General features: G+C 66.4%; 13 protein-coding genes. 6 read left to right on the forward strand and 7 right to left on the reverse strand.

The annotated features are described in order from the left end of the window. Positions 1–27: 27 nt before the first annotated feature. Together infC and pdeM are read right to left on the reverse strand one after the other, a co-directional pair. Positions 28–546: a translation initiation factor IF-3 gene (gene infC, locus MKP08_RS05450; protein ID WP_241555540.1), complete on the reverse strand. Its 519-nt coding sequence runs from the start codon at positions 544–546 to the stop codon at positions 28–30. A gap of 114 nt (positions 547–660) precedes the next feature. Next, positions 661–1,380 carry a ligase-associated DNA damage response endonuclease PdeM gene (gene pdeM, locus MKP08_RS05455; protein WP_241555228.1) on the reverse strand — a complete coding sequence of 240 codons (720 nt, stop codon included), beginning with the start codon at positions 1,378–1,380 and terminating at the stop codon, positions 661–663. 57 nt (positions 1,381–1,437) lie between these two features. Between pdeM and hemF the strand changes: the two genes are divergently transcribed. The 6 genes from hemF to MKP08_RS05485 all read left to right on the forward strand — a co-directional run bounded on the left by hemF (position 1,438) and on the right by MKP08_RS05485 (position 8,205). Continuing rightward, complete coding sequence (hemF, locus tag MKP08_RS05460; protein WP_241555541.1) at positions 1,438–2,295, forward strand: oxygen-dependent coproporphyrinogen oxidase; 858 nt, start codon at positions 1,438–1,440, stop codon at positions 2,293–2,295. Next, the gene (locus MKP08_RS05465; protein WP_241555229.1) at positions 2,286–3,527 is read left to right on the forward strand and encodes an MFS transporter; all 1,242 of its coding nucleotides are present in this window, start codon (positions 2,286–2,288) and stop codon (positions 3,525–3,527) included. The genes hemF and MKP08_RS05465 overlap by 10 nt, the downstream gene beginning before the upstream one ends. A gap of 78 nt (positions 3,528–3,605) precedes the next feature. Continuing rightward, positions 3,606–5,513, forward strand: a complete 1,908-nt coding sequence (locus tag MKP08_RS05470; protein WP_241555230.1) for a M1 family metallopeptidase — start codon at positions 3,606–3,608, stop codon at positions 5,511–5,513. Positions 5,514–5,536: 23 nt separating this feature from the next. Then, on the forward strand, positions 5,537–6,286 hold the full coding sequence (locus MKP08_RS05475) for a hypothetical protein (protein WP_241555231.1): 750 nt from the start codon (positions 5,537–5,539) through the stop codon (positions 6,284–6,286). A gap of 81 nt (positions 6,287–6,367) precedes the next feature. Then, on the forward strand, positions 6,368–7,396 hold the full coding sequence (locus MKP08_RS05480) for a mannose-1-phosphate guanylyltransferase (RefSeq protein ID WP_241555232.1): 1,029 nt from the start codon (positions 6,368–6,370) through the stop codon (positions 7,394–7,396). Continuing rightward, entirely contained in the window at positions 7,393–8,205 is an 813-nt protein-coding gene (locus MKP08_RS05485; protein ID WP_241555233.1) for a class I mannose-6-phosphate isomerase, read from the forward strand. The genes MKP08_RS05480 and MKP08_RS05485 overlap by 4 nt, the downstream gene beginning before the upstream one ends. On the opposite strand, the gene MKP08_RS05490 is transcribed toward MKP08_RS05485, so the two are convergent. From MKP08_RS05490 to MKP08_RS05510, 5 genes are all read right to left on the reverse strand, one after another. Further along, on the reverse strand, positions 8,193–10,766 hold the full coding sequence (locus tag MKP08_RS05490) for an HWE histidine kinase domain-containing protein (protein WP_241555234.1): 2,574 nt from the start codon (positions 10,764–10,766) through the stop codon (positions 8,193–8,195). The genes MKP08_RS05485 and MKP08_RS05490 overlap by 13 nt on opposite strands. Beyond that, complete coding sequence (locus tag MKP08_RS05495; RefSeq protein ID WP_241555235.1) at positions 10,763–11,326, reverse strand: biliverdin-producing heme oxygenase; 564 nt, start codon at positions 11,324–11,326, stop codon at positions 10,763–10,765. The genes MKP08_RS05490 and MKP08_RS05495 overlap by 4 nt, the downstream gene beginning before the upstream one ends. Before the next feature lie 99 nt (positions 11,327–11,425). Then, positions 11,426–11,731: a polyhydroxyalkanoic acid system family protein gene (locus MKP08_RS05500; protein WP_241555236.1), complete on the reverse strand. Its 306-nt coding sequence runs from the start codon at positions 11,729–11,731 to the stop codon at positions 11,426–11,428. Then, on the reverse strand, positions 11,731–12,480 hold the full coding sequence (locus MKP08_RS05505; protein WP_241555237.1) for a hypothetical protein: 750 nt from the start codon (positions 12,478–12,480) through the stop codon (positions 11,731–11,733). Before MKP08_RS05505 ends, MKP08_RS05500 begins: the two co-directional genes overlap by 1 nt. Next, positions 12,480–13,700, reverse strand: coding sequence for a toxic anion resistance protein (locus MKP08_RS05510; protein ID WP_241555238.1), 1,221 nt, complete (start codon positions 13,698–13,700; stop codon positions 12,480–12,482). Before MKP08_RS05510 ends, MKP08_RS05505 begins: the two co-directional genes overlap by 1 nt. Positions 13,701–13,795: the final 95 nt, after the last annotated feature.

Below are 13,795 nucleotides of genomic sequence, written 5' to 3' on the forward strand. Positions count from 1 at the left end.
TGTCTGGAACATGCGGCGCGCCGCGCCTTATTTCGGGGCCAGCACCATCAGCATCTGGCGCCCTTCGAGACGGGGGAAGGATTCGACCTTGGCGATCTCCTCCGTATCGTCGCGCACGCGGTTGAGCAGATTGATGCCCAGTTCCTGGTGCGCCATCTCGCGCCCGCGGAAGCGCAGCGTGCACTTCACCTTGTCGCCGTTCTCGATGAACTTGACCACGTTGCGCATCTTCACGTCGTAATCGTGCGTGTCGATGTTGGGCCGCATCTTGACCTCTTTGATGTCCTGGGTCTTCTGCGTCTTGCGCGCCAGATTGGCCTTCTTCTGCGCTTCGTAGCGGTGCTTGCCGACATCGAGGAACTTGCACACCGGCGGGTCCGCATTGGGGGACACCTCGACCAGGTTCAGCCCCTTCTCCTGGGCCTGCTCCATCGCTTCGCGGGTGTACATGACGCCGAGGTTCTCGCCCTCGTCATCGATGACGCGGACCTTGGGCGACTGGATGAAATTGTCGTAGCGAGGGCCGCTCTTGACCGGCGGCTGCAGGGAACGACGGGGTGGACGGGCTATGGGGCACTCTCCTGAAATGGCGAATTGAACAGCTTTCTATTTAAGGTGTCCAACGCCGAATCGCAAAGGGGTTCCCGCGAATAGCTGCGATTACGCCGCGCGACTGTCCCCCGCCTGCCACAAGGGGATGGTCACGGCGCGGTCGCGCGCGGGCACCACCGCCTCGATCCGGTGGGCCGGACGCAGGGCGCGCAGCACCGCCGGATCGGCGGCCGACATGCCGCCGGTGAAGGTGCCGAAGGCGGGCAGGACCATGCGGTCGGCCCCGTCCGCCCCGCGCCCGATCACCGCGCAGGGCCGATTGATCCGCCGCCCGTGGACGCGCATCTGCAACTTGGGATGGAAATGGCCCGACAGCTCCGGGCCCGCCGCGCCGGCATGCGCCTCGTGCCGCAAGGCCACGCCGCCCAGCTCCATTTCCGCCGCGAGCGCGCCGCCGCAGCGGGCCTCCGCCACGAAGCCGTCCTTGCCGACATCGTGGTTGCCGGTGATCCAGATCCATTCGACCCGCCCGGTCAACTCTTCCAGCATGGCGCATGCCCCGTCCTCCAGCCGCGTGGCACCATCGGGGTCGTGGAAGTTGTCGCCCAGCGTGATGACCCGCCGCGCCCCGGTGGCCGCGATCTCCGCCGTCACGCGGCTCAAAGTCTCGCGGCTGTCGTAGGGCGGCAGGAATTGCCCGGTGCGGGCGAAGAAGCTCGCCTTTTCGAGGTGCAGGTCGGCTACGAACAGCGTGTCCATGCGCGGCCAGAACAGCGCACCGGCGCGCGTCAGCGCCATTTCCTCACCTGCGAACGAAAGGGGAACCATGCCGCCCACTTGCCGCAATCGGAATCCGGTGGCAAGCCCCCGGCCATGAGCGAGAGCATGACCGACTGGAGCCCGTACACACAGCGCGCCCGCGACTGGTTCGAAACCCTGCGCGACGATATCTGCGCGCAGTTCGAGGCGATTGAGCGCGAGGCGGGGTCGGACGCGACCTTCGAATACACCCCTTGGCAGCGCGAGGAGGAAGGGAACGAGGACCCCGGCGGCGGCACGCGCGGCGTGATGAAGGGCAAGGTGTTCGAGAAGGTCGGCGTCAACGTCTCCACCGTGCACGGCACCTTCGCGCCCGAATTCGCGAAGACCATGAACGGGGTCGATCCCGACGATCCCTCCTTCACCGCCACCGGCATCAGCCTGGTCGCGCACATGGCCAATCCGCATGTGCCCGCGGTGCACATGAACACCCGGTTCCTGACTACGGGCAAGGCGTGGTTCGGCGGCGGGGCGGACCTCAATCCGCCGCTTCCCTACGAGGAGGATACCGCGGAGTTCCACGCCGCCTTCCGCGCCGCCTGTACGAAGCACAATCCTACCTATTACGACCGCTTCTCCAAATGGGCGGACGAGTATTTTTTCATTCCGCACCGCGGTGTCCATCGCGGGGTCGGCGGCATCTTCTACGACCACCTCGAATGCGCGGACGAAGCGGCGTGGGAACGCAATTTTGCGCTGACGCAGGACGTGGGCCGCGCTTTCCTGGAAGTGTTTCCCAAACTTGTCCGCCGCCGGATGGACCAGGCGTGGACGGACGACGAGAAGCGCACCCAGCTGGAATGGCGCGGGCGCTACGCCGAATTCAACCTGGTCTACGATCGCGGCACGCTGTTCGGCCTGAAGACCGGCGGCAATATCGACGCGATCCTGATGAGCCTGCCGCCGGAAGCGGTGTGGAGCTGACCGGCGCGCTGCGCGCCAATGGACGGTTTCTCGCCGACAATGCCCGCTGGCTGAGCGCGGGCATGCTGCTGACGCTGTTTTCCAGCTTCGGCCAGACCTTCTTCATCGGGCTGTCAGGCGCGGACATCCAGCGCGAGTTTTCGCTGACGCCGGGCGCGTTCGGCGGCCTCTACATGGTGGCGACGCTGCTGAGTGCGGCGAGCCTGCCGTGGATGGGGCGGCTGCTCGACCTCATGCCGGGGTGGAAGGTCGCGCGTTTCTGCCTGCCGCTGCTCGCGATTGCCTGCCTGGTGCTGGTCGCGGCGCCGCATGTCGCGGTGCTGGTGCTGGCGATCTATCTGCTGCGCCTGTTCGGGCAGGGCATGATGACGGAGATCGCCTTTACCGAGCTAGGCCGCTGGTTCGTCGCCAATCGCGGGCGCGCCATGGCGCTGGCCGCGATGGGGTTGCAGGCGGGAATGGCCTTCATGCCCGTGCTGTTCGTCGCCGTGTCGGGCATGGGCACCTGGCGGACCGCGTGGATCGCGGCGGCGGGGGCGATCGTGATCCTCGGCTGGCCGGCCATCACGCTGCTGATGCGGCGCGAGCGCGTGGCGAGCGGGGCGGAGGCCGACCAGGGGAAGAAGGGGCTGGCCCGCGACTGGACCCGGGCGGAGGTTATCCGCGATCCGGTGCTCTATCTGCTGCTGGCGGGCACGCTCGCGCCGCCCTTCATCGGAACCATCGTCTATTTCCACCTCGGCTATCTCATCGAGCTGCGCGGATACGATCCGCTCGCCTTCGCACTCGCCTTCCCGATCGCGTCGATCACCACGGTGCTGTTCGCGCTCGTCTGCGGGTTCCTGATCGACCGGTTCGGTGCGCTGCGCCTGCTGCCGCTCTATCTCCTGCCGCTGGCCGCCGCCTCGCTGGCGGTCGGGCTGGTGGAGCCGGTCTGGGGCATCTACCTGTTCATGTTCCTGCTCGGCATCAGCAACGGTTTCACCCAGACGCTGATCGGCGCGCTGTGGCCGGAGGTCTATGGCCTTGCCAATCTGGGCGGCATTCGTGCGATCACGGTGGCCGCGATGGTGGTGTCGACCGCGATCGGGCCGGGGCTGACCGGGCTGCTGATCGATTGGGGCGTCCCGCTGCCGCACCAGATGATCTGGATGGCGGCATGGTGCCTGGCGGCGTCTTTCGGGCTCGCCGTCGCCTCGCGCGCGGTGCGGCGGAGAGAGGGCCACGCTTGACGCGGCATTCATGGCTGCGGCAGGCAGCGATGGTATAGCCTGAAATCAAATCGCTTTCGCCAATCCGGAGTTTCGCCCATGCGCCGTATCGCCATCCCCCTTTCCATCCTGATGGCGACCACCGCCTGTTCCACCATGCAGTCCGGGGAACCGGGCATGCGGGGCGCGACTTCGGCAAATGGAATGATCTCGCCGATCCTCACCAGTGCCGACGCGGTCGACAGCTCCACCTATGCGCAGCCGCAGAAGGCGCGCGTGACGCATGTCGCGCTCGACCTCGATCTCGATTTTGCGGACAAGCGCGTCGGCGGCACCGCGACGCTGGACGTGAAGGCGGCACCGGGCGTCGACACGATCATCCTCGACGATCGCGGTCTGAAGATCGCGTCGATCACCGACGAGGCGGGGCAACCGTTGTCCTACACCGTGGGCGATCCGCAGGGCGACAAGGGCGCGCCGCTGGCGATCGTCTTCGGCGACGCGAGGAAGATTCGCATCGCCTACACCGCGCCTGCGGAGGCGGAGGCGCTGCAATGGCTGGCCCCGGAGCAGACTGCGGGCGGCGAATATCCCTTCCTCTTCAGCCAGGGGCAGGCGATCCTCAACCGCAGCTGGATCCCGACGCAGGACAGCCCCGGCATCCGCCAGACCTGGGAAGCGCGCATCACCGCGCCCAAGCCGCTCGACGTGGTGATGAGCGGGGTGCGGCAGGGCGAGCCGGAGGACGTCGGCAACGGCCGCCGTGCCTTCCGCTTCGTGATGGACAAGCCGGTGCCGCCCTACCTGATCTCGCTGGCGGCGGGCGACATCGATTTCGCGGCGACCGGCCCGCGCACCGGCGTCTGGGCGGAACCTTCGGTCCTGCCCGCCGCGGCGCAGGAAGTGGGCGACACCGAACAATTGGTGGAAGCGGCGGAGAAGCTCTACGGCCCCTATCGCTGGGGTCGCTACGACATGATCGTGCTCCCGCCATCCTTCCCCTATGGCGGGATGGAAAACCCGGTGATGACCTTCCTCACCCCCACCTTCATCGCAGGGGACCGGTCGAACAACGGCCTCGTCGCGCACGAACTGGCGCATAGCTGGTCGGGCAATCTCGTCACCAATGCCGTCTGGGAAGACAGCTGGCTGAACGAAGGCGTCACCTCTTATTTCGAGAACCGCATCGTGGAAGCGGTGTACGGCAAGAAGCGTGCGGAGCAGGAGGCCGCGCTCGCCTTCGCGGGGATCGAGGACACGCTGGCCGAAGTGGGCATGGACGCGCCGGGCACCGCGCTGCACCACGAGCCGGGCGCGGACGAGCTGGGCAGCGCGATCACCTACGACAAGGGGCATTATTTCCTGCGCACGGTGGAAAGCATCGTCGGGCGCGAGCGGTTCGACGCTTGGCTTCGCCAGTGGTTCGACAACCACGCGTTCCAGCCCGCGACCAGCCAGATGTTCTACGACGACATGATGGCGAACCTCGTCCGCTCGCCGGAAGAGGCGCAGAAGCTGAAGCTGCACGAATGGATTTTCGAACCCGGCCTGCCGAGCAACGTCGCGCGGCCAGACCCGGCCGCTTTCGCGGAAGTCGATGCGGCGGTGAGGGCCTATGCCGATGGCGGAACCTTGCCCGCCACCTATGGCGAGTGGACCAGTGCCGAGCGGATGCGGTTCCTCGACAACATTCCCAAGCAGCGCAGCGCGGAGCAGCTCGCCCGGCTGGACAGCGCGCTGGGCCTGTCGAAATCCGGCAACAACGAGATCCTGTTCCTGTGGCTGGAGCTGGCGCTGGCCAATCGTTACCAGCCCGCGGTGCCGCAGGCGGAGAGGTTCCTTTCCACCGTGGGCCGGGCGAAGTTCGTGCGCCCGCTGTTCGCCACGCTGATGGGCGAGGGCGAGTGGGGCAAGCCGATCGCGAAACGCATCTATGCGAAGACCCGCGGCAGCTACCACTCGGTCACCCGCGGGGCGGTCGACGCGATCGTGCGCGGCAAATCCTGAGCGGATAGCGAGAGACGCGGCCCATGGCCTCCGACAGCGGCTTTGCCAGCAAGCGCAAGCGCCCGAGCGTGCCGATCCTGATCGTGATCGCGCTGCTCCATGTCGCCGCGTTCTACGGGCTGATGAAGGCGCTCGCGCCGGATGTGGCGGCCAATGTCGAAAACAGCGTGCTGACGTCCTTCAGTGTGACCGTTACCGCGCCGACACCGACGCCGACGCCCAGCGAGACCCCGCCATCGCCCGAGCCCGAGCCGGACGAGGGCGCGCAGGGCGATCCGGGGCGCGACGCGGTGCCGCAGCCCCGCACCGCGCCTTCGCCGAAGATTCGCCTGAAGGAAGACCCGCCCCAGCCCCGGGTCAGCTCGACCGGGACGCAGGACAGCGCGGGCGCGGCCGAAAGCGGCAGCGGCACCGGCGCGGCGGGCAATGGCGACGGCCTCGGCTCGGGCCGCGGCGGGGACGGGCGCGGCGGGATCGTCGCCACGAAACCGGTGAAGATTGCAGGCGATATCCGTTCCGCGCGCGACTACCCCGCGCCGCAGGGAGGGCGGGAGTCCCGCTTCGGCCAGTCGGTCACCATCGTGATGACCGTGGGCGTGGACGGGCGCGCCTCAGACTGCCGCGTGGTCAATCCCAGCAACGATCCGGCAGCGGACCGGATCACCTGCGAACTGGCCGTCAGCCGCTTCCGTTTCAAACCCGCGCGCGACCAGAACGGCGATCCGGTCGCCGCGCCCTATGGCTGGCGGCAGACATTTTTCGCCAAGCCTTAAAGCGGTGCTTTTCGGCGGCGTTTTACGACTAGCGCCACAGCCCCCAAGGCATGCTAGGGCAGGGGCGAGCAAGAGGACGTCGTGACAGAGCAGCCGAGAATTCACCCCGTAATCCTGTGCGGCGGAGGCGGCACCCGGCTGTGGCCGCGCAGCCGCGCCGACCGGCCCAAGCCCTTCCTGCCGCTGACGGGCGAGCGGACGTTGTTCCAGCAGGCGCTGGGGCGCTGCTCGGGCGAAGGGTTCGCCGCGCCGATCGTGGTGGCGGGCTCCGCCCATGTGCCGCTGGTGCGCGAGCAGGCGGGCGATGTGCATATCATCGCCGAACCGGCAGGGCGCAACACCGCCCCGGCCATCGCGCTGGCCGCACTCTCGCTGCCCCGGGACGCGGTCATGCTGGTGTGCCCCAGCGACCATCACATCGCGGACGAGGATGCGTTCCGGCGCGCCGCCTTCGCCGCCGCCCGGCTGGCGGCGGATGGCTGGCTGGTCAGTTTCGGCATCACACCCGACCGCCCGGAAACGGGTTACGGCTATCTGCGCCATGGGGAGCCGCTCGGCCCCGGCGCGATGGCGATCGCGCGGTTCGTGGAGAAACCCGATGCGGCTACCGCCCGGCAATTCCTCGCCGATGGCGGGTACAGCTGGAACGGGGGCATCTTCGCCCTGCGCGCGGGGACATATCTCGACGAACTTGCCCGCCATCGTCCCGCGTTGGCGGACCAGGCGCGCTCGGCCTTCGAGCGGGGCGAGGAGGCGGACGGCGTCTTCCGCCCGGATGCGCAGGCCTTCACCGCGATCGAGGGCGAATCGATCGATTACGCCGTCATGGAAAATGCCGATCGCGTGGCGATGGTGCCGGTCGCGATGGGCTGGTCCGATATTGGCAGTTGGCAGGCGCTGCGGGACGTGCGCGTGGCCGATGGCGGCGCCTGTCAGGCGAAGCACCAGCGGATCGATTGCTCCGGCGTGATGGTCGAGAGCGACGGTCCGCGCGTCTCCGTCGTCGGCCTGGACGATGTGATCGTGGTCGTGGACGGGGACGAGGTCCTGGTTACTCGGGCTTCCGCCTCGCAGTCGGTGGGCAAGCTGGCCGGGGCCGCCGGCAAATGACGCGGCTGCTCGAAACGCGCGAGGTGGAGAAGATATGGGGGCGCACCGCACTGCCCGAGCCCTTCGCTGCCGAGCGGGACGAGCCGATCGGAGAAATCTGGTTCGAACCGCCCCCGGAATTGCCCGAGCTGCTCGTCAAATACCTGTTCACGGGAGAAAATCTTTCGGTGCAGGTCCATCCCTCCGACGACGATGCCCCGAAAGGCGCAAGCGGGAAGGAGGAATGCTGGCTGATCCTCGACGCCGCGCCCGGGGCGAAGCTGGCGATCGGCCTCGAACGCGAAACCGCGCCGGAGGACTTGGCGCAGGCCGCGCGGGATGGCTCGATCGAGCGGCTGCTGCGCTGGCACGAGGTGGCCGCGGGTGATTTCTTCTACCTGCCCGCCGGAACCATTCATGCCATCGGCAGCGGCATTACGCTGGCCGAAATCCAGCAGAATTGCGACATCACCTATCGCCTTTACGATTACGGGCGCCCGCGGGAGCTTCAACTCGACGACGCCATCAGGGTGGCCCGGTCCGGCCCCTACGATACCGATCGGTATGCAAAGCGGCTGAACGGAAAGGCGATGCGCCTGGTCGCGGGCCCCCATTTCCGCCTCGAATACTTCCAGGGGTCTCCGGGTGCGAACGCGTGGAATCCCGAGCAGGACGGCGGCGGGCCGGGTGCCTTGCTGCTGCCTCTCGACGGTTCCTATCGGGCGGGTACCAGCATGGTGAGCGCCGGCGAATGCGCACTGGTCGCGGCCGGTGACCCGGTCACCGCCGCGACGACGGACGCCCGGGGGCTGCTGGCCTACCCGCTCTGATCGTCGCTCGCGAACAGCGAAGCGACCTCTTCCTTGCCGTAGGGCTTCTGCAGGATACCCATCGCCCCCAGATCGGCGAACTTGTCGTTCATGTCGCCGTAGCCGGTGGCGAGGGCGAAGGGGATTTTCCGATCGCTCAGCTCCTGCGCCACGGGATCGCTCGATTCTTGGCCCAGATTGTAATCCAGCACGGCGAAATCCGGCGCGTCCTCCTGCAACGCCTTGATCGCCCGCGCGACGCTGGACGCGGTGGTCACCTTCTTGACGCCGAGGCCGCGCAGAATGTCTTCCGTATCGAGGGCGATGATCATGTTGTCCTCGACCAGCAGGACGTGGGTCGGGATTGCGTTCACCGAAGCGTCCACTTCGGCACGGGTGGTTTTTACTTCATCCATTGCGTCTTCGCTTTGCATGTCCTGGCTTCCGGAAACATAGCGGGCCGGGATCAGGAAACGGGCCCGCAGGCCGGTCAGGTCGAAATTCACCTCCGCCTCGCCGTCCAGCTCGTATGGCAGCGACCGTTCGATGATGGTGCTGCCGAAGCCGCGACGCTTGGGTGCCTGCACCGGCGGTCCGCCGCGCTCGCGCCAGGTGATCGTCAGATCGCCGCTCGCGGCCCTCTCCAGCCCGACCATCAACCGACCGGTACTGTCGCTGAGAGAACCGTATTTGGCCGAATTGGTCATCATCTCGTGGAGCACCAGTGCCAGTACGGTATAGGCTTCCGGCGAGACCAGACAGTCGGCGCCCTCGATGATGATCCGGTCGGTCTTGCCACCGCTATAGGCGTCGGCCTCGTTTTCGATCAGCGCCTTGACCGATGCCGGCGACCAGTTCTGCTTGGTCACGTTGTCGTGCGCCGCCGCCAGCGCGCCGATCCGGCCGCCGATGATCTCCGCATAGGATGCCGCGTCGCCCGCCTCGTGCCGGGTCTGGTTCACCAGCCCGCGGATCAGGTTTAGGATATTGCGCACCCGATGATTCAGCTCGGCGATCAGCAATTCCTGCTGCTCCGCGTGCCGCTTGCGCTCCTGCACCGCCTCGTCGGTCAGGCGCAGGATCACCTCGAGCAGGGTGACGCGCAGCATTTCGGCAACTTCGCATTCGTCCTCGGTCCACGGAGCCGACTTGCCGGTAACCGTTTCCTGCCACGTCTCGAAGCTCTTGCGTGGCGTCAGACGCGCGCCGTTGGGCCCCAGTTCCACCGGCTTTTCGGGATTGCCCGCCCAGTTGACCGTCTGAGCCAGCGGTGCGCGCCAGAGGATGAAATAGTCGCGCGGGCGGCGCGATACCGGAATGACCAGGGCACCCACGGCACGTTGCTCGAAAGCGCGAGCGGCCTCGATCCGGTCGCCCATCTGATCGGTGGCGAAGATCGCGCCGGTCTCGCCGGAATTGAGCGCCGGCAGCAATTTGCGGAACTCGGCCTCGGTCGGGGTCTTGCCGCGCGAAACGTAGCGCTCGTCCACGAACACGCTCGCGCCGTCGTGGGGAATGGCATCGCCGATGATATTCGCGACGTTCGACAGATTGTCGATCAGCGATGCTCCGCCGGCGAGGCGCGTCATCAGCCGGTCGTGCAGCTTGCGGCCGACATCGCGGCGATCGCTGCGTTCCTGGTTCAGCGCGCGGTCGAGCACCAGCGAGAAGAGTTGCGAGAACAGTTCCGCCGTCGTGCGCTGGGAGAAGACCAGGTTCTTGGGCGCATAGTGGTGGCAGGCGAACAGCCCCCACAGCTTGCCGCGCACGATGATCGAGATCGAGAGGGAGGCGCGCACGCCCATGTTCTTGAGATACTCGATATGGATCGGCGAAACCGCGCGCAATGTGGACAGGCTCAGGTCCAGCGGCTTGCCGTTGATGGACAGCTCCGGCTCGATCGGGACAGGCTTGTCCGCGATATCCGCGATGATCCGGAACCGGTTGCGCACATAGAGCTCGCGTGCCTGCGCCGGGATGTCCGTCCGCGGGTAGCGCAGGCCGAGGAACCCGTCGATCTCCCGCTCGCGCGCTTCCGCGATCACCTCTCCGCTGCCATCCGGATGGAAGCGATAGACCATGACCCGGTCGAATCCGAGCAGGGCGTGCAGCTGTTCCGCCGCGTATTCGCACATCGGCCCGACTTCGGTAATCGTATTGAGCCGCCGCATCATCGGGCGAATGGAGGCTATGCTATCGGCGTGGAGCAGCCCGTCGTGCCGCTCTATCTCTATGACAAGGTCCTGGCCCGATCGGTGGATAGCGCAATCGAACAGGCGCTCGTCGCCCAGCAGGTCGATCCCGAACAGCCGCTCCACCTCGTCTTCGTGGCGCAGATCCTCGACCACGGAGCGGATCATCTCGATCGCTTCCGGGGAAAAGACCTCACGCAGCTTGGCCCCGGTTTCGAGGGGGGCTTCGAGGCCCAGGAACTCCTGCAGATTCGCGGACCGGCGCGAGACCATTCCATCGCCATTCACGGCAACCAGTGCCCCGAACGGCTGGATATAACCGAGCTGATGGATCGGTTCGCGGTCGCAGGTTGTCAGATCGACATTGGTCAAGAGGCCGGTTTCACTCATTGCGCGCCATTTGGCAGATAAGCAGCCGCGATGGCAGAAAAATGTGCGAAGGTCCGGTGCGCCGATCGTATCGCCCCATCGGCGGTATCCGCGTAATCGTCGATCCGCGGTCGGAAGTCGTGCCAGAACGCCGCCATGTCGGCATTGCCGAGAAAGGCCGTGGGGAGATCCCCGGTGCCCGATTTCTTCAGATCGGCCAGCATGGCCCGGTTGCCCAGCGAGGAACCGGCGAGAACCCAGGCGACCCCCAGCGCGTCCGAATCCGTGGCCTGATCGAAGCGAGGCTGCTCGAGCGGGAGCGGTTCGCCCATCGCCGCGAGGTCCGTCGCGATGGCGGGACACTGCGGCGGGGGAACGAGATCGGACGGGGCGTGGCGCGTGAGCCACGCTTCCACACCGATGCGCGCCGCGTACTGAATGCGCAGGAACAGGGCATAATCGCGCCGGTCCGTCAGCTTCAGCTGCGCCATCGCATCGTCGAGCTGCCGATGCGCGTCACCGGTGGCGTCGCGCAGGCGCGTCCGAAGGGAGGAGGAGGGGGCGGGAGTGTCGGGCATCATAATAGCGGCCCGCAATCGCTTACGGGCCAATTGTCACTAATGCGTGTAGGCCGCGTCCGTTCCAGTCGGGTGACGCGCCCGGTCGAATCGCGCCTTCGGTCAGGTCGGGCGGGCTAGCAGCTTCGCGCCCTTTTTCTCGATCGCGGCAGAAATCATGGGTTTCAGGAACGACAGGGCAGCCGGCAGATCGAGATTGAAGATCAGGCAAGTGTCCTCGATCTCCACATAGCCGTGGATTACCTGGCCCATGGATTTCACCGCGAGGTTCATCCGGTCCTCGCTCGGCCAGGCGGTTTCGACTTCGGCGACGCCCCCGGGCAGCTGATCCGAGATCTCGCGATCGCTGTTCTTCAGGCGGCGGCGGACCTCGTCCTTGCCGAGCTTGTGCTCGATCGGAACACGCATCAATTTTCCTCCGTTTGCGGCTGGTCGCTGCCGCCGTAGCGATATTCAAGATAGCGGGTCTTCACCGCCAGATCGTCCAGCGCGCCGTCGGCGAGCTGGCGGGTTACCTGATCGATCTCGCGGCTGATCCGGCCCAGCCCGTCGATCAGTTGCCGATCGGGCGTCGATCCCGCGCGCTCCTCGGCGCGCAGATTGCCGGGGATGTTGCGATAGCTGTCGACCATTTCGGGCAACGTCTCGCCCACGAGTTCGCGGATGTCGCGCGCTGCCTGATGGTCTGCCGGAACGCGTTCGAGCTGCAGGCCCAGCGCGTCCAGCTGCACACCCAGGTCGTCGACCAGCTTCACCGCCGGAGCGGGCAGAGCGGGCCGTTGCGCCTCCAGCCACAGCTCGGTCTTGCCGACGAGCTGGCGGACATCCTCGGTGCGGGTCAGGTCCTCGCGCCGGGGCACCTTCATCTGGGGATAGCGCCCGAAGATGAACCCTGCCGCGAGCAGCGCGAAGAACACCATCACGACGCCGGTGAACCCGATCCCGTCCACGATGATGCCCGCCGCCACCGAGAAGGCGAAGATCGCGGCGGCGGCGATCGCGATGTTGCGGATCTTCTTCAGCAGATGCTCGCGCTTCAGCTCGGCCGAGCCGCGCCCGATCGACTGGCGCCGGTGCCGTCCGCCCGTGCGATTGTCGTCGCGCACGGCTCGCGCGTCCTGCAGCAATCGATCGCTCTGGCGGGTCAGGTCGCTCATCAGCTGTCCAGCGCCAGCAGGTCGGGCTGGCTGCCCGCAACCTGTTTGGACGACTTGGCCTGCCCTTCGGACCTCGCGATGTACCCTTTGGACTTCTCGACCTCGTCGGAGAGGACATTGACCGTCTGTTTCATGCTGTCGAGCGCGCGCAATTTGAACGCGTCGACCTCGTCCATCGTGTCGTAGATGTTCTGGAATGCGCGCTGCAGCGTCTCAAGCGGGATCGTACTCGAGGCCGCCTGCTCGTGGATCTTGCCGGTTTGCTCGCGCAGCATCGTGCCGGTCGAATCGATAATGCCTGCCGTCGTGTCGTTCAGCGCGGTAATCTGCTGCAGCACCAACCGCTGGTTGGTCATCGCCTCGCTGACGGTGACGGCGGTGCGCAGCGCGGAAACGGTGGTGGTGCTGGCGCGGTCGACGCCCTTAACCAGCTCGACATTGTTCTTCTTGACAAGGTCGAGCGCGAGGTAGCCCTGCACCGATACCGCCATCTGGGTCAGCAGGTCCTGCGTGCGCTGGCGGACGTAGAACAGCGCGGTTTCGCGGATCGCCTTGGCCTTCGCCGGGTCGGTCGCGTCGAGCTCGTTCGCCTTCTCCTCCAACCGGGTGTCCAGCGTTTTCGAGATGTGGATCATCTGTTCGAGGCTGCCCATCGCCTCCCACAGCTTCGCCCGCTCGACATCGATCGCGGCATTGTCTTCCCACAATTCCTTGCGACCCGAATGCAGTTTGTCGAGGATCTGCTGGATGTGGGTCTGCGCGCTCTGATAGCTGCGGAAATAGTCGTTCAGCTTGTTGCCGAAGGGGATGATGCCCAGGATCTTGCGCGGACCGGTCAGCTTGCCCCGGCGGCCCGGATCGAGCTCCTCCACCGTGCGGCGCAGTTCGGCGAGATTGGCTCCGACGCCCTCGTCCTTATCCATCGCGCGGATGGGGCGGTCGAGGAAGCGGTTGGATTGCTGCGCCGCGGCGGCGATTTCCTTGCGCCCCATATTGGTCAGCTGATCGACCTTCTGGCCGAATTCGGGCGAGTTCGCGTCTTCGCTGACCAGCGCGGAGATGAAGTCGTCGACCTTCTTGTCGAGCTTGTTCTTCGTTTCCTCGGCCACCGGAACCAACCCGGCCGCCTTTTCCGGCGCGACCTCGGGCACGGGATCGGGGGGCGTCAGTTCCAGCCCGGTATCGGTTTTCGTCTTCGTCGCGGTCACGTCGTCGGCCATGGCTCTTCCTGTCAGTCCTGGGATATCTTATGGCATCGCGCAGTGTGTTATTCAACTAATGCAGTGTTCGCACACGCATAATCTTTCATCCGCCC

The sequence above is a fragment of the Erythrobacter sp. LQ02-29 genome, from assembly GCF_022576075.2.
Lineage (GTDB): Bacteria > Pseudomonadota > Alphaproteobacteria > Sphingomonadales > Sphingomonadaceae > Alteriqipengyuania.